The 21,594-nt window shown below is 46.1% G+C and carries 16 protein-coding genes and 3 pseudogenes; 9 read left to right on the top strand and 10 right to left on the bottom strand.

The genetic code is table 11. The features are described 5' to 3' along the window. Together L5M18_RS07340 and L5M18_RS07335 are read right to left on the bottom strand one after the other, a co-directional pair. A pseudogene (locus L5M18_RS07340) lies at positions 1-142 on the bottom strand (IS4 family transposase); the annotation flags it as partial. A gap of 76 nt (positions 143-218) precedes the next feature. Next, positions 219-1,280 (bottom strand): hypothetical protein, encoded by a 1,062-nt coding sequence (locus L5M18_RS07335; protein ID WP_263196411.1) that lies wholly within the window; start codon positions 1,278-1,280, stop codon positions 219-221. A gap of 266 nt (positions 1,281-1,546) precedes the next feature. Between L5M18_RS07335 and L5M18_RS07330 the strand changes: the two genes are divergently transcribed. Together L5M18_RS07330 and L5M18_RS07325 are read left to right on the top strand one after the other, a co-directional pair. Then, a complete protein-coding gene (locus L5M18_RS07330) occupies positions 1,547-2,293 on the top strand; it encodes a class I SAM-dependent methyltransferase (RefSeq protein ID WP_263196409.1) in 747 nt (248 codons plus the stop codon). 228 nt (positions 2,294-2,521) lie between these two features. Further along, positions 2,522-3,169 (top strand): annotated as a pseudogene (locus tag L5M18_RS07325) (CatB-related O-acetyltransferase). Between the two features lie 45 nt (positions 3,170-3,214). Here the strand turns inward: L5M18_RS07325 and L5M18_RS07320 are convergent. Continuing rightward, entirely contained in the window at positions 3,215-4,135 is a 921-nt protein-coding gene (locus L5M18_RS07320) for a LysR family transcriptional regulator (RefSeq protein WP_263196408.1), read from the bottom strand. A 185-nt stretch (positions 4,136-4,320) separates the two neighbouring features. Between L5M18_RS07320 and L5M18_RS07315 the strand changes: the two genes are divergently transcribed. The 5 genes from L5M18_RS07315 (at position 4,321) to L5M18_RS07295 (ending at position 9,982) form a co-directional block, all read left to right on the top strand. Then, complete coding sequence (locus L5M18_RS07315; protein WP_263196406.1) at positions 4,321-5,070, top strand: 3-oxoacyl-ACP reductase family protein; 750 nt, start codon at positions 4,321-4,323, stop codon at positions 5,068-5,070. Positions 5,071-5,473: 403 nt separating this feature from the next. Continuing rightward, positions 5,474-5,938, top strand: coding sequence for a hypothetical protein (locus L5M18_RS07310; RefSeq protein WP_263196404.1), 465 nt, complete (start codon positions 5,474-5,476; stop codon positions 5,936-5,938). Positions 5,939-6,299: 361 nt separating this feature from the next. Then, positions 6,300-8,411: a protein-disulfide reductase DsbD family protein gene (locus tag L5M18_RS07305; protein ID WP_263196403.1), complete on the top strand. Its 2,112-nt coding sequence runs from the start codon at positions 6,300-6,302 to the stop codon at positions 8,409-8,411. Between the two features lie 136 nt (positions 8,412-8,547). After that, positions 8,548-9,432, top strand: a complete 885-nt coding sequence (locus tag L5M18_RS07300) for a DsbA family protein (protein WP_263196401.1) — start codon at positions 8,548-8,550, stop codon at positions 9,430-9,432. Positions 9,433-9,457: 25 nt separating this feature from the next. Continuing rightward, positions 9,458-9,982, top strand: coding sequence for a protein disulfide oxidoreductase (locus tag L5M18_RS07295; RefSeq protein ID WP_263196412.1), 525 nt, complete (start codon positions 9,458-9,460; stop codon positions 9,980-9,982). A 111-nt stretch (positions 9,983-10,093) separates the two neighbouring features. Here L5M18_RS07295 and cyoE read toward each other — a convergent pair whose 3' ends face one another. The 6 genes from cyoE to L5M18_RS07265 all read right to left on the bottom strand — a co-directional run bounded on the left by cyoE (position 10,094) and on the right by L5M18_RS07265 (position 15,667). Then, positions 10,094-11,026 (bottom strand): heme o synthase, encoded by a 933-nt coding sequence (cyoE, locus tag L5M18_RS07290; protein WP_263141405.1) that lies wholly within the window; start codon positions 11,024-11,026, stop codon positions 10,094-10,096. Between the two features lie 13 nt (positions 11,027-11,039). Continuing rightward, positions 11,040-11,381, bottom strand: coding sequence for a cytochrome o ubiquinol oxidase subunit IV (cyoD, locus tag L5M18_RS07285; RefSeq protein WP_263196399.1), 342 nt, complete (start codon positions 11,379-11,381; stop codon positions 11,040-11,042). Next, complete coding sequence (gene cyoC / locus L5M18_RS07280; protein ID WP_263196397.1) at positions 11,381-12,001, bottom strand: cytochrome o ubiquinol oxidase subunit III; 621 nt, start codon at positions 11,999-12,001, stop codon at positions 11,381-11,383. The genes cyoD and cyoC overlap by 1 nt, the downstream gene beginning before the upstream one ends. A 1-nt stretch (position 12,002) precedes the next feature. Beyond that, positions 12,003-13,982: a cytochrome o ubiquinol oxidase subunit I gene (cyoB, locus tag L5M18_RS07275; RefSeq protein WP_263196394.1), complete on the bottom strand. Its 1,980-nt coding sequence runs from the start codon at positions 13,980-13,982 to the stop codon at positions 12,003-12,005. 2 nt (positions 13,983-13,984) lie between these two features. After that, complete coding sequence (cyoA, locus tag L5M18_RS07270; RefSeq protein ID WP_263196393.1) at positions 13,985-15,088, bottom strand: ubiquinol oxidase subunit II; 1,104 nt, start codon at positions 15,086-15,088, stop codon at positions 13,985-13,987. Between the two features lie 189 nt (positions 15,089-15,277). After that, positions 15,278-15,667 carry a hypothetical protein gene (locus L5M18_RS07265; RefSeq protein ID WP_317629809.1) on the bottom strand — a complete coding sequence of 130 codons (390 nt, stop codon included), beginning with the start codon at positions 15,665-15,667 and terminating at the stop codon, positions 15,278-15,280. 615 nt (positions 15,668-16,282) lie between these two features. Between L5M18_RS07265 and L5M18_RS07260 the strand changes: the two are divergent. Both L5M18_RS07260 and L5M18_RS07255 read left to right on the top strand, forming a co-directional pair. Next, positions 16,283-19,930, top strand: a pseudogene (locus tag L5M18_RS07260) (EAL domain-containing protein). 97 nt (positions 19,931-20,027) lie between these two features. Next, complete coding sequence (locus tag L5M18_RS07255) at positions 20,028-20,504, top strand: cytoplasmic protein (protein ID WP_198572437.1); 477 nt, start codon at positions 20,028-20,030, stop codon at positions 20,502-20,504. Positions 20,505-20,528: 24 nt separating this feature from the next. On the opposite strand, the gene L5M18_RS07250 is transcribed toward L5M18_RS07255, so the two are convergent. Next, positions 20,529-21,593 (bottom strand): sulfate/molybdate ABC transporter ATP-binding protein, encoded by a 1,065-nt coding sequence (locus tag L5M18_RS07250; protein ID WP_168826299.1) that lies wholly within the window; start codon positions 21,591-21,593, stop codon positions 20,529-20,531. Position 21,594: the final 1 nt, after the last annotated feature.

Genomic DNA, 21,594 nt, shown 5'->3' with positions numbered 1-21,594 from the left:
AATTTCGACCTAACTCAGTCAAGGTCAGTGTCTTACATTCAATCAGTGCCTTAGAGGCCAGCATCAAGCTGTTTAATCGTTTTAGGTGAAGTTCTGGGCAGTATTGGTGTAAAGAATGTTGTAGGATATTGGCTTCGCGCATCTTGTTGTCCAAGTGTAGTTTTTAGCGAAACCATTTGATCATGCAACAAGATGCGCTTCCACCCTAATTTGATGATTTATTTGTAAATCATCAGGGGATTCTTCAGGGCTGGGTTATACCAGTGATTCTCGTTGGGTAATCCGGTCACTAAATCATAGAAATGTGTGCTGATATGGTGTTTTTTAAGTCGGCTCAGCTCAATCGCATGGTTTGCCTGTTCTGTGACATCGTGGCAGTGAAATAACAAAGTATCATGGTGCTGTAATGAGGCTTTTTGCAGCAGATATTTAGTGCTGTTATTGTTTTTTAAATGGGTTGGAAACGAGGCCGCCAGTAAATTCGTGCTGGTATCTTCGGTAAGTTCAAAAATGTCACATAGGCGAGTGCTGTTTAGTGTGACTTCTCCAGCGATTTCCCTCGCGGCATTATTCAGGTTGAGAATGACTCCATCCTCATTGCAGAAGAAAGAGGCTGTACCATTATTTTCAAAGATTTCAGCATATTGGTCTAATGTATGTTGCAGTGCATTTTGATGCTGGATCATTTGCTGCGCATGGATTTTCTGGGTTTTTAGCAGGCGCATTGCCGACAACGGGATACAGATATTAAAAAACATAAACAGCAAACCGTTTAGATAAGCGTGGGTCGCAGGTAGGCTGATATCAATATCGATAATGGGAGGCAGGTTTTGGTTACGCAGTAGCAGTAAAAAAGGCAATACGTTGAAACACATCATAATAAAAGCGACTTTTCTGCCAAACAGGAAAAGCGCCATCAAGGGCAAGGTATATAAGAAAGTAATACCTACCTGCGATAAGTTAAAGTCAGGGATAAACAACAACATAGATAAACAGGCTGCAATAACCATCGCCAGCAGGCTGATAGAGCTGACGAGTAAATATTTGCGCGTAAACCATAAAGACAGGAATAGTACAGTTAAAAAACTGACCGTAATGCTGATAATGAAAGTGAGGTTTAACTCATACGCAATTAAAGAGCTATGCAGCACTATGCTAGTGGTCAAGATGGCGCCACTGAGCAGAATAATCCGCAATAAGCTGGTTTTTAATATCGTTTTGTCAGGATTTAAAAAATCTTGCTCCCTGATAAACAAAAAACCTTTTAGCCATTGAAGCAAAAAAAGTCCTTATCCCGTACGGAAGTCACGCAGGTTGGCTGGGGACGTAACATATAACATAAATCACTAAACTGTTATACAAATAGATTGCCTGCTTTATAAATCAGTGCATTACAGTGTGATGCTTGTTTGAATTATTAAGGGCGTACTGAGACAAATTGGCTAAGACAGTGATGAGCTTGGTGATGTGTTTTGCTTACTAGCATATTCATAAACGAGATTTTTAGGCATAATGGCCATCATTTTCGTTGGTTAGAAGACAGCCTGTGACCTCGATTTTTTTCAATCAGCAATACCCAACACTTGTGGATATTTGTGCACGTTGGCAACTCGTCTACGATGCGAATGCGACCTTCGAATTGCGTTTTGAATCAGATACTTTATCACTGCATAAACGCGATGAGCCTAAGCTCGATGGCATAGTGGTGGATTTTGTGACTGGCGCCGTCGCCCATAGACGTAAGTTCGGTGGTGGTCGTGGCCAATCTATCGCTAAAGCGGTGGGATTGAAGCAAGGAGTAACACCGAGTGTGGTTGATGGCACAGCGGGTTTAGGGCGCGATGCGTTTGTGCTCGCAAGCCTTGGTTGCACTGTAACTATGGTTGAACGTCATCCTGTGGTTGCCGCATTACTTGAAGATGGCTTACGCCGTGCTTATCAAGATGCTGAAATCGGCGATTGGATGCGTGAGCGGATGCGCCTATTTCATGGTTCTAGCCTAGAAGCACTATCGAAATTGGCACAAGAGGTGGATGTGGTTTACCTCGATCCTATGTACCCCCATCGTGATAAATCGGCCCTTGTTAAAAAAGAAATGCGTGTATTCCAATCCTTAGTCGGTGCCGATTTAGATGCCGATGGCTTACTCACCCCAGCTTTAGCTTTAGCAACTAAACGTGTCGTCGTTAAGCGCCCAGACTATGCCGAAGATTTGGATGGGGTTAAGCCTAATACGGTTATTGAAACCAAGAAAAACCGTTTCGATGTCTATGTAAAAGCCGCGATGAAATAGCGAAGATTTTTCTCATCGCGAACATAGTATGCTTTCAGTGACAACGGCTTAGCTCATGTCGATTTTTCAGTTTTATGGGCTATTTTCTTTTTTATACCCACTTGTGATTTTTTATATGAAACTCATTCCTCTGCTAAAACAGCCGCGTATTCACTGACTATTCTAATGTAAAACTTCTCATAACATTATGTTTCGTATTAACTATTTTGTTTATAAAGAGGATTTGCAATGCAGAACAAGCATTGGTCAAAAGTTCAGTTATTGCATGAGGTGGTCACCAATCCCAATATCATAGTTAAAGGCTAACATATCTATTACAGTGATTGCTGGGATGCTGGCTTTGAGGGAGCAGCGGTGAGATATCTTCATGGTGATGAAGTGAGCCGTGAGTGGGAGCCTAAGTGGCCTATCGATAAACTTTATATCGGGAACTATGTGTGTATCGCCGCCGAAGTTGTGATCTTAATGGGCGGAAATCATACGCATAGAGCGGATTGGTTTTGTTTATATCCCTTTATGGATTTCATCGAGGAGGCCTATGTAGGCAAAGGCGATACTCATGTTGGTGATGGGGCTTGGTTAGGCATGAGATGTATGTTGATGCCAGGGGTGACGATAGGTGAAGGTGCGGTTGTTGCCGCAAATAGTGTTGTCACCCAAAATATCGAACCCTACAGTATTGTGGCGGGATCACCTGCGAAATTAATCAAGTATCGGTTCGATAAAGACGTTATTTCTGAGTTACTGGCGTTAAAAATCTACGATTGGCCTGCCGAAAAGTTTGATAGCTTAAAGCAGCATTTGTGTTCGGCGGATTTTGACGCGCTCAGCAAAGCGATCACTCTCTATGACCAATCTGTACATCAAAATAAATAGCCGTTAGTCCCAAAGTGAGAGGTCGGCTTAGTCGAGGCCTTTTACTTATCCTGCCTTAAATCTGCTTTTGGGCGCTTTCGCTAAGTCGACCAGTTCTTCGATGATCACCCGTAGCTTGGGTTGGAGGTAAGGGGTTTTAAGCCAAATCAAGTGGATGGGTGTGTCGTCACTGGCGAGTTCGTCCAGTACCGAGATAAGTTCACCAGTTTTAAGATAGTCCTCAACCAACCATATTGGCACTTGCGCTAAACCCACTCCCGCCAGTGTGGCCGCTAAAATGGCTTCGCAATCAGCGATTTCGTGGCGTACTGGAATGTCATAAGCCTCGATGATCCCATCCTCATTTTTAAGTAACCAGCGATGTTGCTGCCCAAGCGGCCAGCCGACAATGCATTGGTGCTGGCTGAGATCTTCTTTGCCTTGTGGAGTGCCAAGTCGAGCGAAATAGGCGGGAGATGCGCAGATCACTCGGCGCTGCTCCCCTAATCTACGGGCGACTAAATCCACAGTGTCGCCGAGTTGTCCGACACGCACCGCCAAATCAATGCCGTCACTAAACAAATCGGTCGCTCTATCGTTAAAGGTAATGGATAACTCGAGCTTGGGATATTTTTGCGATAGTGATAATAGGGTTGGCAGTATATATCGCCGCCCAAACGTCACAGGTAAATCCACTCGCACTCGACCTGAGGGAATTTGCTGTTCGCTGCCGAGTCGGCTCTGTGCATTGTCTAGGATTGCCATGGCATTTTGGCAATCTGTGAGATACGAATCGCCATCATTGGTTAAGCTCATACGCCTTGTGGTGCGGTGCAGCAGCTTAGTGCCTAAGCGGGTTTCTAATCGCACTATGCTTTTACTGAGCGCCGAACCAGTCATGCCTAACGCCTGCGCCGCTAAGGTAAAACTGCCGAGCTGGGCAACTGTGACGAAATGGCGTATCTCAACAAATTGATTATTTATCACGGCAATTAATTCCTTGTAGGACTTAGTGAAGGTCATTTTAGTGACTTAATCATGGCAAGTGAATCGCGTAAGCTACTACCACAGTATGAAAATGAGCGTTAACGTACAAGCGAACGTCATTTTGTAATTGATTAAAAAGGTTTTTCTATACAATCAACCTTAACCACCTATTGAGTGAGCAAACTATGAAATCGTCGAATAATCTGCAAGGTAAAGTGGCTTTTGTACAAGGTGGTAGTCGTGGTATCGGTGCCGCCATTGTTAAACGTTTAGCGAGTGACGGCGCAGCGGTTGCCTTTACCTATGTGTCATCTGAGGCCCAATCACAATTGCTAGTTGACGAAGTTATCACTTATGGTGGTCAAGCTATTGCCATTAAGGCCGACAGCACAGAGCCGGAGGCGATCCGTCGTGCCATACGCGAGACCAAAGCGCACTTCGGTGGCTTAGATATAGTGGTCAATAATGCGGGCACGCTGATTTGGGATAGCATCGAGAATCTGACGCTAGAAGACTGGGAACGAACTGTTAACACTAATGTGCGCAGTGTGTTTGTGGCCAGTCAAGAAGCTGCGCTGCACATGAATGACGGCGGCCGCATCATCAATATCGGTAGCACCAACGCTGAGCGTATTCCGTTTGTAGGTGGTGCGATTTACGGCATGAGTAAATCGGCATTAGTCGGTTTAGCCAAAGGACTCGCGCGGGATTTAGGCCCACGTGCAATTACGGTGAACAACATTCAGCCAGGCCCTGTGGATACCGATATGAACCCTGATAACGGCGATTCATCTGAGCCCGTTAAAGCGATGGGCGCCCTAGGGCGTTTGGGTAAAGCCGAAGAGATCGCCAGCTTTGTCGCCTTTATCGCGGGTCCAGAAGCGGGCTATATCACTGGTGCGAGTTTGATGATTGATGGTGGGTTTTCTGCATAAGCTTTGTCTGTATTTATCTTTTCGGCAAAAAGTTTGATTCCAGTCATTAATAAGCCTGCACAAGAGTCACTCTGGTGGGCTTTGCTTAAGTTGTGGCTAGTTATGCAGAATCAATATGTTAGAGCATAAAAACTCGTTGAGTATGATGGTAAGAACTTAGGTCGTTGTTACTCAAATTATCCGTCAGCAAAGCGTGGTTTTATTGAAATGGTGGACTATGGCTTGAGTCAGGCAAGGCAAAATAATTTGCTTGTTGATGAACTATTGTTACAATCCGCCGGTCTTATCTTCAGCTATCTGTTGACAGACACTCATTTTTTATCTTTATTATCAAAGAATAAGACGAAGGGAAATTCAAATTTCTAAGTTATCGACTAAGCAAACAGGCAACTTATGGGGCGTGATGGTGTTTACCATTCTGACCTTGTTCTGTTTGACTCAAAATAGTGGAATACTTAACTTGTTGCTCAAGGAGTCGAGCGCGCAGGCGATGTCGGCTACGTCTTTTTCTGGTGCTAGTTTTAGCGCCAACTCAGTTTTAAACTCAAGTTCAGCTTTAAACAGCAGCTCAGCTTCAAACAATATGGCTAGCTACGTCGATGCTCAAGCGGCGGGTACTGAGCTGGTCAAAAGTGAACCTAAAAAATGTGAATTGTCTGAGAAATCGATCCGAACCTGTATCGACACTCCGAGTACCATCCCATTTCTTATCCTGCTGTTCCTACTGCCGTTACTTCCCCGCGCCTCCCGCGTGATAACACTTTACCCATACAAGGTTATCAAGCTAAACCTAGGCGAATACATCTCACACATTGTCGCTTTCAAGAATAAAAACTTATTTATCAATTTGATAGGTGGGTTTGTTTAGGCATGCTTTCTCTCAGTCAATATTTGACTTTTCTCGCCAGTTTGCCGGTAGAAAAGAAAGTTAAGCGGCTGCAGAACATCCAATTTTACACATCACACCTCCCTATCTGACTGCTTGAACTTAAGCCTTCTATCACGCTGATGTTTCTTAAGCCATAACGATATTGGTAACCAGAACATAGCGTTAGCCAATATTTATATGGCCTAAAAGCAAGGTAAGCATGCACGCAGCATCACAGAGTCTTGTTTAACTTAGCTTGGTCTAACAGCGCTTAAGTATTGCAATGGCAAATGTGACGACATATCGAAGAGATTAATATGCAATTGAATAACAAACAGTTAATGCATATTTGGGGGATAAAATGAGTACATTAAAATCCATGTTAACCAGATTCTGGATACTCGCCTTGATAGTGACCAGTCCGTCGCTAATGGCCGCATCGACGGGGTGGTTGGTTAATGATAATCACCCTCCAGCCAAAGTACGTTTTATGCTAACGGGGGAGGTTGATCCTGCAACGAATACTTTGCCTGCTGTGCTTGAAGTACAACTTGAGGGCGATTGGAAAACCTATTGGCGCAGTCCTGGGGAAGGCGGTATTGCGCCTACCATCAAGTGGGATGGCTCTAGCAATCTACAGCAAGTGGATTGGAGATGGCCTGCGCCAGAGGAATTCTCATTATTGGGATTACAAACCTTTGGTTACAAAGGTAATACCACCTTTCCCTTAACCTTGAAAGTCGATGATATCGCTGCCCCAACTCAGTTGCGTGGCAAAGTGACCTTGTCGACCTGTACCACTATCTGTGTTCTGACGGATTATCAGATTAGTCTTGATTTCACGCCCAATGCGCTGCAAGCAGATACCGATGCCATGTTGGCTTACAACAAGGCTGTGTCGCTTGTGCCACAAAAAGTATTGACCCAAGAGGGCCAAAATCCTGCCATGACAATGGGTTGGGATGCCGCCAAAGGTCAACTTGAAATCAGACTCAATGATGCCAACTGGCAGCAACCTACAGTGATTATCGATGGCGAGCCAGATACCACATTTAAGCTAGTGAGCTTAAAACCAAACGAAAGTGATGCTAATGGCAAGCAATTGGTCGGTATTTTCACTGGTCAAAGTTGGCTGGGTGAGCCTGAAGTTTTGGGCAAATCGCTGAACATGACTGTCGCCGATAGCGAGCGGGCGTTGGAATACAGCGCCGAAGTGAAGCCTGTGGTGATTACTCAAGCAAGTACCTCGATATTTGGCATGATACTGCTGGCGCTTATTGGTGGTTTGATCTTAAACGTCATGCCCTGTGTGTTACCAGTACTCGGTATGAAGCTCAGTTCAGTGGTTGCAGCGCCTGATCTTAAGCGTAATCAAATCCGCCAACAGTTCATCGCATCAGCGCTGGGGATATTGGCCTCATTCTGGTTACTGGCTGGCTTTATCTTAATGCTTAAGCTCACGGGTCAAGCGATTGGTTGGGGCGTGCAATTCCAAAACCCTTGGTTTATCGGCTTTATGGCGCTGGTGACTACAGTGTTTGCCTTCAATATGTTAGGTGTGTTTGAGATCAACTTACCCTCTAACGTGCAAACCAAGTTGGCGACAACGGGCGGCAATAATAACAGCGGTCACTTTTTACAGGGTATGTTTGCGACGCTACTGGCGACACCGTGCAGTGCACCATTTTTGGGGACTGCGGTCGCTTTCGCTTTGGGCGCCGATGTACTGAGCCTGTTTGCCATCTTTACCGCGTTGGCCGTGGGTATGGCGTTCCCTTGGTTAATCGTGGCGGCATTCCCGCAAGTGGCGGGTTATTTCCCTAAACCCGGTCGCTGGATGAACACAGTTAAAGTGTTTTTCTCCGGCATGTTGCTCATCACCAGTTTGTGGCTCATTAGCCTGTTGGCCAGCTTTATTGATGTGCTCTACCTGTGGCCGTTAGCGGGTGTCATTACACTGATATTTATTGTGTTTATGGCTAAAAAATATGGCGCGATTGCTATTGTGAGCTGCTTAGGTATCGGCATTTTACTGTCGGCGGTTATTGCATTTATGACGGCGAACCAGTGGGCTAAACCTTTACCTGCGGATCTTGCTTGGACGCCATTGGATCAAGCATTGATTAATCAGCAGGTGGCCCAAGGCAAAACTGTGTTTGTCGATGTCACTGCCGATTGGTGCATTACCTGTAAGGCCAATAAAGTTGGCGTGATCCTGCAAGATCCAGTCTATAGCCTGTTGCAACAGTCGCATATTTTGCCGATGAAGGGCAATTGGACTACGCCTTCTGAGCCCATTACTCACTACCTGCAAAGCCATAATCGTTTTGGAGTGCCATTCAACGTGGTTTACGGCCCGGGTGTGCCGCAGGGGATTGAGTTACCGGAAATTCTATCGACTGACCTTGTGCTTGCTGCGATTGAGCAGGCCTCTGCGTCCCCTGAAAAGGCATCCGTAGCGGCAGGGAAATAACGCTAACGACCAGCCGTTCACTCGGACATGTCACTCGGCAATATCACTGGCGAGTCTCATTCAATAGCGAGTCGAGTGGCACTCAACAAATACTCAGGTCAGGGATAACCCTAACCTAAGACAATGGAAATCGATTATGAAACAGAAGATTGAAGTACAAAACAACACTGAATCAATGCAGAAAACTCAAGCCATTGGAGGCACCCAAATGTCGAAATTTAGCTCTTTACGGAAAAATCGCAAGTTACAGATGTTTGTTGTCTCGGGTGTCGCCATGGCAATGTTGGTGGTTTCCTTGCCTTCGGTGAGCACCATGGCCTATGCCAAGGACAGCAGTTTATCGGCGGCCCAGCAGCAAGAGGTGCGAGCGATTCTTAAAGATGCCTTGATCAATGATCCTGACCTAATGAGAGAAGCAATTATTGCGTGGCAAGCAAGGGAGCAAGAGGGTGCCAATACCGCCATGCAAACGAGCCTAGTAACCCATCATAAGGCCATGTATGAGACCAAAAGCGATCCATGGAAGGGCGCTGCGGCACCTGAGATTGAGATGGTGTACTTCACCGATTTTAACTGCCCATACTGCAAGAAAATCGAGCCTTCGCTGAACCAGCTTATTGAAGAATTTCCGCAGTTAAAAATCATAGTTAAAATGGTGCCATTGCAGGGCGAAGGCTCCAAAATGGCGGTCGATTTTGCCCAAACCGTTTGGTTAAACGAGCCTGAAAAGTATCTCAAGGTGAAGGATATGTTGATGTCGAGTCCGCGTGGACTCGATGCCGCAGCCATCGCTAAGGTCGCTAAACTGACGGCAACCGAGCGCTGGGTCGGCAACACAGATGAGCGCGTGGCTAAAATGGTCGATGACAATGTTAATTTAATGAATGAGTTAGGCATAGGTGGCACTCCAAGTATGATAGTAGCCGATACGCTTATTCCCGGATTAGTGCCTTACGAAGTGTTAAAAGAGCAGCTTGAAGCCGCGATTGCCGCTAAAGATAAGACGCAGAAGAGCAGTTAAGATGCCGTCAAAGGAAACTGAAAATATGAGCGCCGAACAGGTTTCGACATCTTTACCTAAACGCATATTGGGCTGGATTAAGCAGCTGGCACTTTGGCTGCTCATTGCCCTTATCGTGACCAGCGTGATGGACATCTGGCGCGGCAAAGATATCCCGCGGGATAATTTGCCGCAGCTCCAAGGGACGACGTTGGCTGGGGAAGCGCTTGATATTGCCACGTTAAGCCAAGATCAGGCGGTATTGGTATACTTCTGGGGTACTTGGTGCCCTGTGTGTAATTTTGTCAGTCCGGCGGTCAATCAAATGTCGGCCTATTACCCCGTGGTGACGGTTGCCATGAATTCGGGGGAGGATGAGAAACTGAGAAAATATCTTCAGCATCAAGGCTATGGCTTTGACACTATTAACGATAGTGACAGCAAGATTGCCCGTGATTGGTCATTGCAGGCGACGCCAACCATTATGATCTTTAAAGAGGGTGAGCTAAAACACTATACGACAGGCTTTACTAGCCTACCCGGTATGTGGTGGCGAATGATGTTCACTTAGAAGAGATGCTTCAGGGGCTGTTTTAGGAGAGAAAAAAAGCGCTAATCTTGGTTAGCGCTTTTGTATTATCAACTTATTTCAGGACTAGACAACTAGCTGAAAGCTTAGGGTTTACTTCACTAAAGTGAGTAGTGGTGCCTGACTCACAACTTGGAAGTCGAGCGCCATAGTCACACTGAGCGCCGTAATAGTGATGATTGAAAAACCAAACACTTGGCGAGCCCAGCGGTGCATGTCGACGCCGTGGCGATAACCTTTTAATGCCATGGCAAGCCACCACAGGCTAGTGGCACAGGTGACTGCCATAAAGGCGATACCTGTATAACCTGCGAGTGGCAGCAGCGCACTGACTAAGGCGAACACTGCAATATAAAGCACGATATGCAGTTTTGCCTTGGTCATGCCTTCTGCAACCGGCAGCACAGGAATATTAGCGGCCGCATAGTCATTAAAACGGAAAATCGCGATGGCATAGGAATGTGGCATCTGCCATAGACTGAACATCAACAGCAAAATAGCTGCACCCATGTCCATTTGCCCTGTCACGCTGCAATAGCCAACCACGGGCGGTACTGCGCCCGAGAAGCTGCCAACCAAAGTGCCATACACTGAGTTACGTTTCATGTAGAGGCTATAAACCCCCACATAAACGATGTAACCAATAACGGCAAATAGCAGGGCTAATGCATTGGTAAACAAGGCTAAGATGCTAAAGCCTAACACACCTAAGGCGAGTCCAAATGCAAGTACGTTACCCACGGCAATTTCGCCCGTGACGGTCACGCGTTTGCAGGTTCGCTGCATTTTGGCGTCGATATCACGGTCAATACAGTTATTGACAGCGCAGCCCGAGGCTACAACCAAGGACAATCCTACTAAGCTCGCCAGCATCAAGACCAAATTTACGTCGCCTTTGGCGGCTAATAAAAAACCGCCAGCAACGGAAATCAGATTCCCGAAAATGATGCCAGGCTTAGTAACCTGCACATACCCTTTGAAGCGTGCTTTCCATTGCGGTGACATAAATCTGTCTTGTGTTTGCATAGACTGTTTCTCGTTACATCATCAAAGCGTTGGCTTCGAGTATGATCCACACCGACAGGCCGACTACCATGACAATGATCAGTGCGGTAAACAGGAAGGAGAAGGTATTCACTTTGCCTTCTTTCGAGAAATCTAAGTGCAAGAAGTACTTAAGATGTACCACTATCTGCACTATCGCCATCACTAGCACTAAGCTAAGGGTGGTCGCTTTCTCGAAGTGATGGGTCATTACCGCCCAAAATGGAATGGCGGTTAATACCACTGACAGCACAAAGCCCATTAGATATGACTTAATGCTCGCGGCCAGATTGTCAGTACCATGGCTAGGCTTATCAGTATGACTATGTGCGCTCATTACAGTGCTCCCAATAAATACACGACCGTGAATACACAAATCCACACTATGTCGAGGAAATGCCAGAACAAGCTTAAGCAGCTCAGGCGGGTGATGCTGCGATGACCTAAACCGGTTTTCGCCACTTCAATCATCATAATCGCCATCCAAATCAGACCTGCGGTCACGTGCAAGCCGTGCATACCGACCAGAGTGAAGAAGGACGACAGGAAAGCGCTGCGCTGCGGGCCATTGCCATGTTCAATCAGGTGATGGAACTCATAGACTTCCATACCGATAAACACACAACCGAGGGCGAAGGTGACGAGTAACCAAGCCAAGGTCGCGGCTTTGTTATGGCGTTTAGCAAAAATCAGCGCCATGCCATAGGTAATACTACTGACGAGCAGGGCGGCAGTTTCGATCAGCACAAAGTCCAATTCGAAAATGTCTTTACCCGAAACGCCACCGTCCGTGTTCATGTAGAGCACTGCATAGGTTGCGAAAACCGAGGCAAACAAAATGCAGTCGGTCATCAGGTAAATCCAAAAACCAAACAGGGTGTTGCCACTCGTATCATGGTGTTCGTGATGATCTTCTGCGTGAGCTACTTTTAAATCTGCTGGGATTGCAATACTCATATCAGCCCCTTACTACATTGTTTAAGTGGGCATTTTCAATGCGAGCCACTTCATCGGGTTGCACGTAATAGTCGACGTCATTGTTATAGGCACGGAATAAGAACACGATAAACGCGCCCACTAAGCCCACAATGGCTAACCACAGAATGTGCCAAATAGCGGCAAAACCCGCGGCAGTGATCCCCAGCGCCATTAAGATACCGCTTGAGGTATTTTTCGGCATATGGATTGGCTGATAGTGTTTGAGGCCTTGATAAGCCAAACCTTTTTCTTTCGCATCGGTAAAGGCATCGATATCAGCAACCTGTGGCAGCTTAGCGAAGTTATAGCACTGTGGTGGTGAAGCGGTTGACCACTCTAAAGTATGGCCATTCCATGGATCGCCCGTAGTATCGCGGTTTTGGTCGCGGTCACGGATACTCACGTACAGTTGGATAAACTGCAGAATGATACCGACCATGATGATGCAAGCACCCACAGCGGCTAAGTAGATCCATAGATTCCATGCCGGGTTATCCGTATGGCTAATTCGGCGCGTCATACCCATAAAGCCTAATACGTACAGCGGCATAAAGGCCACGTAGAAACCGATTTGCCAACACCAGAATGACGCTTTACCTAAACGTTCATTCAAGTGGAAACCTGTCGCTTTAGGGAACCAGTAAGCAAAGCCTGCTAAGTAACCAAATACAGCACCACCAATAATAGTGTTATGGAAATGCGCGATTAAAAACAAACTGTTATGTAGAACGTAATCGGCTCCCGGTAAGGCTAATAGTACACCTGTCATACCGCCTATGGTGAAAGTCACCATAAAGCCTAGCGTCCACAACACAGGTACCGTTAACCGTAGGCGGCCACGGTAGATAGTGAACAACCAGTTAAACAGTTTTACCCCGGTTGGAACGGCAATCACCATAGTCATCACCCCGAAGAAGGCGTTGACGTTGGCACTTGAGCCCATAGTGAAGAAGTGGTGTAACCAAACGATGAAACCTAAAATTGAAATCGCACCGCTCGCCCACACCATAGAGGTGTAACCAAACAAACGCTTAGCCGTAAAGGTTGAGATCACCTCGGAGAAAATACCAAAAGCAGGCAAAATCAGGATGTAAACTTCAGGATGTCCCCACGCCCAAAATAGGTTGATATACATCATGGCGTTACCGCCACCGTCATTGGTGAAAAAGTGGAAATCCATATAACGGTCGAGCGTTAACATGGCTAACACGGCGGTTAATATTGGGAATGACGCGACGATCAATATGTTCGCCCACGTACAAGTCCAAGTGAAGATTGGCATTTGCATCAGCTTCATGCCTGGGGCACGCATCTTCAGTACGGTGGCGATAAAGTTCACCCCGGTTAAGGTCGTCCCTATGCCTGAAATTTGCAGTGCCCAGATATAGTAATCGACTCCAACCCCCGGACTGTAAGCCAGCTCTGAGAGGGGGGGATACGCCACCCAACCTGTCTTAGCAAATTCACCTAAACCCAATGAAATATTGATCAGCACAGCGCCAGAGGCGGTCAGCCAGAAACTGAGGTTATTCAAGAAGGGGAAGGCAACGTCGCGTGCGCCAATCTGCAGCGGCACTACTAAGTTCATTAGACCTATCATAAATGGCATCGCCATAAAGATAATCATGATCACGCCGTGGGCGGTGAAGATCTGGTCGTAATGTTCTGGCGGCAGATAACCTGCGGCGCCGTTGGTGGCGAGTGCTTGCTGGGTACGCATCATAATGGCATCGGAGAAGCCACGAATGAGCATCACTAAAGCCAACACTATGTACATGATACCGAGGCGTTTATGGTCAACTGAAGTTAACCAATTATTCCAGAGTACACTCCATTTTTTGTGTTTAGTGATCAAGGCTGCGATATACAAACCTACCACAGCGACGACCGCTAGGGTCACCATGATGATGGGCTCGTGATACGGAATCGCATCTAAGCTTAATTTACCGAGAAATGACATGATTACTCCGCCTCCACTTTGTGAGTGGATGAGTGCTCTAATGATGAAGGTTCTGTGGATGAGTCTTGTGTTAATGACGGTACAGAAGGTGTTGAGCTATCCATGTCGGCCATGTTCTGTGTATTTTCCATCGCGTGCTCGCCTGCCATATGTGGCATGTCGTGCATACCTTTCATGTCTGCCATGTCAGATGTGTGCTCAGTGCCCATGTGTTCCATGCCTGCGTGCATGTCCATTCCTTCGTGACCTTTCATGCCCTCATGTGAGTCCATGCGCATGTATTGCATCACGATTTGGTCAAACATCCCTTTGCTGACAGAACCAAAGTATTCAACTGGATTGTATTCACTCGGTTTAGCCAGTGTGGCATAGGCCGCTGAGTCCAATGCCTTGCCCTGTTGTTTTAACTTAGCTACCCATGCCTCGAAGTCGGCAGGTGTCTGAGTGGCAATCGCTTTAAACTTCATGCCCGCAAATCCGGCGCCGCTGTAGTTAGCCGAGATACCGTCGAAGGTGCCGGGCTCGTTAGCGATCAAATGTAACTTAGTGGTCATGCCCGCCATAGAGTAAATCTGGCTGCCTAACTGAGGGATGAAGAAGGAGTTCATCGCAGTGTCAGAGGTGATCTTAAAGTTCACCGGCACATTGGCTGGGAACGCCAACTCATTGACCGACGCCACGCCTTGTTCTGGATAAATGAATAACCATTTCCAGTCCAGCGACACTACTTCAACCGTGACGGGTTTAGCTTCGTGATCTAAAGGTTTGTATGGATCAAGATCATGGGTCGAACCCCAAGTGATCACACCGAGCACTATCACGATCACAATCGGCACTATCCACACTACGGTTTCAATCGCCGTTGAGTGTGCCCATTTAGGCGCATAGATTTCCTGATCACGGCCATCGCGGTATTTCCACGCGAAGTACAATGTCATGGCAATCACAGGGATAACGACAATAAGCATGAGTAGGGTGGCGACGATAATCAGGTGTTTTTCATCGATACCGATTTGGCCCTTAGGGTCCAACACACCGCCATCACAACCCGCGAGCATGAGTGCTACTGCCGCGATTGCTGCTTTACTTAATTTTCGAATTAACAAAGGAAGATTCCTCTAACCCTAAGGTTTACAACTCTGCCAAGCGTTAACCGGCAGTCGCACTAAGCGGCGTTATCTGAGCGCAAATCCTGAAACCCAAGAGGCATGACACAACAATGTGTCGCCATCCCGAGGCAAATCTAAGATCCGCTTTCAGCGCTTAATGCTTAATTTGAATTTAAAAACAGAGGGTTAAAATGGCGGAGCGCGACAACCGTGGGCGGTATGTTCGAGGGATTTTAGCCTTGGGGGTGCTAAAAAAAGTGAGGCGTTAGTTAAATTGAGATGATTGAAAAATTTGAAGCAGCAGTTGATTAAATGCCATAACTGCAGAATAACGAGGGGGTTGAGCAATAATAGGCTGAACAGACTGGCGCCGATAAACTCGACTAAAAAGCCATTGCTGAGGCTGATTAATTCACTAATATCGACACAACCGCCGATCAACACGGATAAAACGTCAGCAATAGGCAGCACAAACAATAACCCGAAAAACAGGGTTAGATTTGTCATGCTAAAGGTTGAAAGCCGAATAGTTAGGTTCAATCTTTCAACAATGAATTGGCTAAGAGCTAATTTCAATTAACGGGTCCGGCTGAACGGGAAAAGGAGTCAGTTGGCAGAACAAAAAATATTCAGCATGTAACTTTTTTATGCGGCAGGAGGATACCAAGAAGCGGCTATTGAATGAAAGCGGATCCCCGTAGTAAAAGGGCTTAAGTATTAAAAAAACCTTAATTAAAACTAAATGCGATCGTTAATTTTACAAAATTAACAGTATTTAAACTGATTTTGTTCTCATAAAATAAAAAATTGTGAAGCCTCTCATTTATTCATTTTGACTAAAGTTGATTTGCTTGTGGTGTCATTGAGTTGATTATAGCCCCTATAAACATGTTAGCTTTACCCGTAAAAAGACTAAGCTTAACTTCTATGGCGGGGCTAATGTTGCCGATAGTTGTCTTGATGGGTTAGCTTGTTTGTCGCAAGATTGGGCTCGCCAAGTTTGGCTGTGTGATTAAGTGCATTTGAGATCGGCATCCCAAATAAAAACATCACGTTAAATGAGTGATTGTGTCAGTCATTTACGCTATTTACATTAGATAAACCGATTATTAAACTGTGAACTTATCTCGCCCCTGATATGTGCTTGAGATTGAGCCTGTGAGTAGGGCATGATGCTTCTCAATTCTCGAAGTGCGTCAGCATAAAGGACTACACATAAAGTCATTTATCCCATACCTTAAGGTAAACATTTTCATCGCCTTAGCTTACGTTATTGTAGGTAAGATTGGTTTGATGATTGCTTTGCCGCCTGGATATTCTGCTGCAATTTGGCCTGCCGCAGGTATTGCTATTGCCGCTTGTGTTTTATGGAAAGAATATGCGCCTTGGATTGGCGTGTTCATTGGTTCTTTGTTGATTAATCTCAACATCAGCGGACATATCCATTGGGGGTGGTTGCCCTTTGCGATTTCAATTGGCTCATCTATACAGGCAGTGCTTTCTGCCTATGTTCTTGGGCGAGTCGATCATTTATTCACCCTAGATAATCCTAACGCCGTCATTAAATCCTGCTTGAGTTTAGCTTTAACTTGTACTGTAGCGACTGTTTTTGGCAATTTCTCCTTAGTGATTAACGGTACGATTCCACAGTCCGATTTACTGGGTAGTTTAATAAATTGGTGGACTGGGGATTTGCTCGGTGCCGTGATTTTTATCCCTCTGACTATGTTGTTATTTGATAAGCGAGTTATTTGGCGTTCTCGCCGCATTCAGACGGGTGTGCCTTTGCTGGTGGGCTTTTTATTCTGCGTGGGGATTTATTACTACTCAGATATGAATCAGCGCCAACAGTTGCAGGATAAGTTTCTGGTTCAATCTAATGCGATTATTAGCAATATTGAAAGTTTTCAAGATGCTAACCTCCAACAAATTGTTGCCTTAGCAAGCTTGTTCGATAATAGCGAGCAGGTTTCTGAGGATGAGTTTGTACAGTTTGGCAAACGCAATATGTTGATGAAGGATGGCTTTAGAGCTTGGTCTTGGTCACCGCTTGTGGCGGCAGCCGATCAGCAAAGTTTTGAGGCATCAATTCGTTCTGTGGTTGGCGGTTCCTACAAAGTGACTCGTCCCGAAGGCTGGCAGGCGAATACTGATGGTTGGCTAGTCCCTGTGATGTATATTCAGCCGCAGATAGGTAACGAAGCGGCCTTGGGATTAGATCTCAATAGTGAGCCGACGCGAGCCGCTGCCATAGCAAAAGTGCGTGCGACGTTAGCACCCGTGATGACAGCCAAGATTCAATTAGCACAAGATCCCAATGGTCCTGGTGGCACTTTACTCATTGCTCCTGCTTTTGACAGATTGGGTAAGATCTCAGGGTTTTGTTCTGCTGTAATTGATTTGCAAGGCATTATTGATGATGTTGATAGTGTAAAAGGGTTGCAGTGGCAACTGACAGATATGAGTGCGGGCGGTACCTTACTTTATAGCAATACTCAAAAATCGTTTCCCGAATTTAGCAGTAAGCTCTTCAGCGATAAAACTGGGCAGTATTTTCAGGCAAACTTGATGTTAGCGGATCGTCATTGGCATATAGTGATTTATCAATCCTATGCGGTGCTGATGGGCGATACTTTTAGCTTATCGCTACTGATGCTGCTGCTCGCATTTATCACTTGTGCGGTCGTGGGCGGTATGACACTGGTTTCCTCCGGCGAGCGCCAACGTATTGCCGAAAAAGTGACAGAAAAAACCATGGCATTGTCGAAGGAAATTGCCCGCCGTCAGGCTTTTCAAGCTACCTTGGTCGAAAGTGAGCAAAAATATCGAAACCTATTTGATAAGGCCCCAGTGGGGCATGTGCTTAAACGTTTAGATGATGGTCAATTTGTGGCGATTAACCCCGCCTTTCAAGCGATTACGGGTTATTCACTCGATGAGCTTAATCAACTTGATCCTTGGGATCTTACCCCAAAGCGTTATCAATTAAGTGAAACTGAGCAATTAGAGCGCTTAAAGCAGACGCGCCGTTACGGCCCCTATCAGAAGCATTATTTACATAAAAATGGCCAATTAGTGGCGGTGCGCCTCAACGGGGCTTTAGTTACTGGTGCTAATGGTGAACAGCTAATTTTGTTTATTGTCGAAGATATTACCGAGCAGGAGCGTACCGTTGCGCGGGTAAATCTCTTGGCGCAAGTATTTCAGCAGAGTGGTGAAGGCATCACGATTATGGATGCCAACGATATCATTGTGGATGTGAATAGCGCATTTTCTTAGATCACGGGTTATTCCCGAGAGGACATTATTGGTAAAAACTGCCGTTTTATAGAGGCTGAACGAACGGACAAAAGTATCGATTCTCAAGTCCGTGCTGCCCTCGAGCAAACGGGTTTCTGGCAAGGTGAAGTCTGGGACAGGCATAAACAAGGCTACGATTTCCCGAAATGGTTGATGATGTCTGTGGTGCGGGATGATTCTGGTGCCGTGAGTCACTATATTGGCAGCTTTACCGATATCAGTGAGCGTAAAGTCAGTGAGGAACGCATTCATTTCCTTGCTCATCATGACTCTTTGACCTTATTGCCTAATCGACTGAGCTTGCAGTCGCGCCTCGAAGTGGTGTTTAAGGATGCTCTGATATCCCACAGCCAAATAGCGGTAATGTTCATCGACATGGACCACTTTAAAAATATCAACGATACCTTGGGCCATCATGTGGGCGATCAACTGCTGCTAGAGGTGGCCCGACGTTTGAAATACATCGTTGGTGATAATGATACTGTGGCGCGTTTGGGAGGCGATGAGTTTGTGGTTGCCTTGTCCGATACAAACCATGATGAAGTGGCCAGTTTAGCCGAGGCGCTGCGCAGTGGTTTGAGTCAAACCTATGTGATTAATAATCAAGCATTACATTCGTCGCCAAGTATAGGGATCAGTTTATTTCCCAATGATGGTGACAGTGTTGAAGCCTTGATGAAAAATGCCGATATGGCCATGTACCGCGCAAAAGCGGCTGGACGCAATAACTATCAATTCTTTACTGCGGCAATGAACACTTTGATCACTGAGCGCCAGCATATTGAAACTGGCCTGAGGCAAGTGTTAGCAAACGACGAATTACGACTGCATTATCAGCCACAAATTGATATTAGAAGCGGGCAAGTGGTCAGTGTCGAAGCGCTTGTGCGCTGGCAGCATCCCGAATTTGGCATGATAGCGCCTGACCGTTTTATTCCCATTGCCGAAGAGATCGACATGATCATCCCAATTGGTCAATGGGTGTTAGAAACGGCGATGGCGCAACTTGCTGTCTGGCGTGCTGCGGGTGCCACTGAGTTGCGAATGGCAGTGAATCTGTCAGCGCATCAACTCCGTAAGGATACGATAGTCGCCGATATTACCAATGTGCTGGTGAAGCATAAGTTGGGCAAAGGCGCGCTGGAGCTGGAGATTACCGAGAGTGTGGCGATGCAATATCCTGAGCAGAATGCGCGCCTATTAGCGGAATTACGTCAACATGGTATCGAGCTCGCCATCGATGATTTTGGTACAGGATATTCCTCTTTATCCTATTTGAAACTCTTGCCCTTAGACAGGTTAAAGCTCGACCGATCCTTTGTGAAGGATATTGAGACCGACTCGAACGATGCAGCCATTAGCGCTGCAACTATTTCTATGTCCCATGAATTGGGGTTAACTGTGGTCGCTGAAGGGGTTGAAAACGAGGCGCAATTGGTATTATTGTCGAGCATGGGGTGCGACTTAGTGCAAGGGTTTTACTTTAGTAAACCCTTAGCGGCAGAAGAGTGTTTCCGCTTTATCCAGCGTAATTTATAACGGCAGAGTGTTGTTGTTTTTCTAATGCTGGCGCAGAGTTGGACTATACTTGAGTTCGCATTATGCATGCGTTAATCAAAATACTAAGGATGGTTTTATGCAAGTCATCTTCACTAAAGGTACTCAGCGTTATGGCCAGTTGCGCTGCGTGCGCATGGACGGTAGTGCGACTCAAACCCAAATGCCAGAACAGGGCATTGCTCCCCACGATATGATTCATTATGTGGTTGAAAAACGTCTGCATATTCAAGGGGCTTTCTTCTCGCAGGTCAGAGCTGGCGCCGATATCAGCTTCGCCTTGGAACATAATGAAACCTCCCGCGCTATCGCAGATAAAACGGAAGTGTGGCAAACCGAATCCATAGTCGAGACCTTGCAGTCGCTACTCTGGTCGGGCGAAACGCCAACCTATGACGGCTTTATTTATCTGTTAGAGCAAGCCTGTAGCAGTCGAGACTTAGCCGTTCCTACTGTTAACCAAACAGATTTTGATCATATTCTCAATGAGATTATGGATTTGAGTGTTGAGTGGCAGGGAATGGGAGAAGGTCAGTCCTTGACCTTGAAGTTCTGATCTATTGATTATGGCGGTGAGTGGCTAAATGCCTTCCCCTAAAAAGACTTTGGTATAGCGTGGCTGGATCCAAGCGCTATCACCTTTGTTTATGCCAAGCTGTTTAAATTGCACTTTAGATAATTCAACATGGATCAGTTGGTTATCTAGCTCAGTTAGGACTTCTAATCTCACTGCAGGGCCAACTATGGTCACTAAGTCTAAACTGACTTTAAGGGCATTTTCAGTTGGTTGTGTCAGTACCTCGATTTCGTGTGGGCGAACATAGGCCAAGCCTTGTTGCTCTTCGCTAATTGTGTGTTCAGGTGAGGGTATGTGGATATTGCCTATAGTGCTATGCCCTTGTTTTACCCGGGCATGAAATAGGTTCACATTGCCAAGAAACTCGTACACAAAAGGATTGCTTGGATTATCATAGACTTCTTCTGGCGTACCTTGCTGCTCGATACGACCTTGATTCATCACTACAATTTTATCTGCGACTTCGAGTGCTTCTTCCTGATCATGGGTCACAAATACGGTAGTGACATTAATCTCATCGTGTAAGCGTCTTAACCAGCGGCGTAATTCTGCGCGGACTTTTGCATCGAGCGCGCCAAAGGGTTCGTCTAACAGTAGAACCTTAGGTTCGACCGCAAGCGCGCGGGCGAGTGCGATGCGTTGCCTTTGACCGCCTGAAAGTTGTGATGGATAGCGATTAGCAGTCCAATCTAATTGGACGAGTTTGAGTAATGAATGCACCTTATCGGCAATGTCTGCCTTACTCGGACGTGTTTTTCGTGGTCTGACTGTGAGTCCATAGGCGACATTTTCGAATACAGTCATATGTTTAAATAGGGCGTAATGTTGGAATACAAAACCGACACCGCGTTCACTCACATGCTGTGTGGTGATGTCTTCGCCATTAAATCTGACTATGCCACTGTCGGCCTGTTCGAGTCCGGCAATAATCCTGAGTAAAGTTGTTTTGCCTGAGCCGGATGGGCCTAAAAGGGCTGTCAGCTCTCCGGTTTTGATCTCTAAATTGACCGAGTCCACGGCAACAAAATCACTAAAACGCTTATTAACTTGTTGAATGTGTATGCTCATA

Origin of the sequence: Shewanella sp. SM20, from assembly GCF_025654545.1 — a bacterium.
GTDB classification, from domain to species: Bacteria; Pseudomonadota; Gammaproteobacteria; order Enterobacterales; family Shewanellaceae; genus Shewanella; species Shewanella oncorhynchi.
This window is presented reverse-complemented; position numbering and strand designations above follow the sequence as displayed.

Bases quoted from the DNA above. Each gene is read 5' to 3' on its own strand.
- cyoB (WP_263196394.1), bottom strand. From the start codon at position 13,982: ATGTCATTTCTCGGTAAATTAAGCTTAGATGCGATTCCGTATCACGAG.
- L5M18_RS07300 (WP_263196401.1), top strand. From the start codon at position 8,548: ATGAAACAGAAGATTGAAGTACAAAACAACACTGAATCAATGCAGAAA.
- cyoE (WP_263141405.1), bottom strand. From the start codon at position 11,026: ATGCAAACACAAGACAGATTTATGTCACCGCAATGGAAAGCACGCTTC.
- cyoC (WP_263196397.1), bottom strand. From the start codon at position 12,001: ATGAGTATTGCAATCCCAGCAGATTTAAAAGTAGCTCACGCAGAAGAT.
- L5M18_RS07310 (WP_263196404.1), top strand. From the start codon at position 5,474: ATGGTGTTTACCATTCTGACCTTGTTCTGTTTGACTCAAAATAGTGGA.
- cyoD (WP_263196399.1), bottom strand. From the start codon at position 11,381: ATGAGCGCACATAGTCATACTGATAAGCCTAGCCATGGTACTGACAAT.
- L5M18_RS07305 (WP_263196403.1), top strand. From the start codon at position 6,300: ATGAGTACATTAAAATCCATGTTAACCAGATTCTGGATACTCGCCTTG.
- L5M18_RS07315 (WP_263196406.1), top strand. From the start codon at position 4,321: ATGAAATCGTCGAATAATCTGCAAGGTAAAGTGGCTTTTGTACAAGGT.
- L5M18_RS07250 (WP_168826299.1), bottom strand. From the start codon at position 21,593: ATGAGCATACACATTCAACAAGTTAATAAGCGTTTTAGTGATTTTGTT.
- L5M18_RS07255 (WP_198572437.1), top strand. From the start codon at position 20,028: ATGCAAGTCATCTTCACTAAAGGTACTCAGCGTTATGGCCAGTTGCGC.
- L5M18_RS07295 (WP_263196412.1), top strand. From the start codon at position 9,458: ATGAGCGCCGAACAGGTTTCGACATCTTTACCTAAACGCATATTGGGC.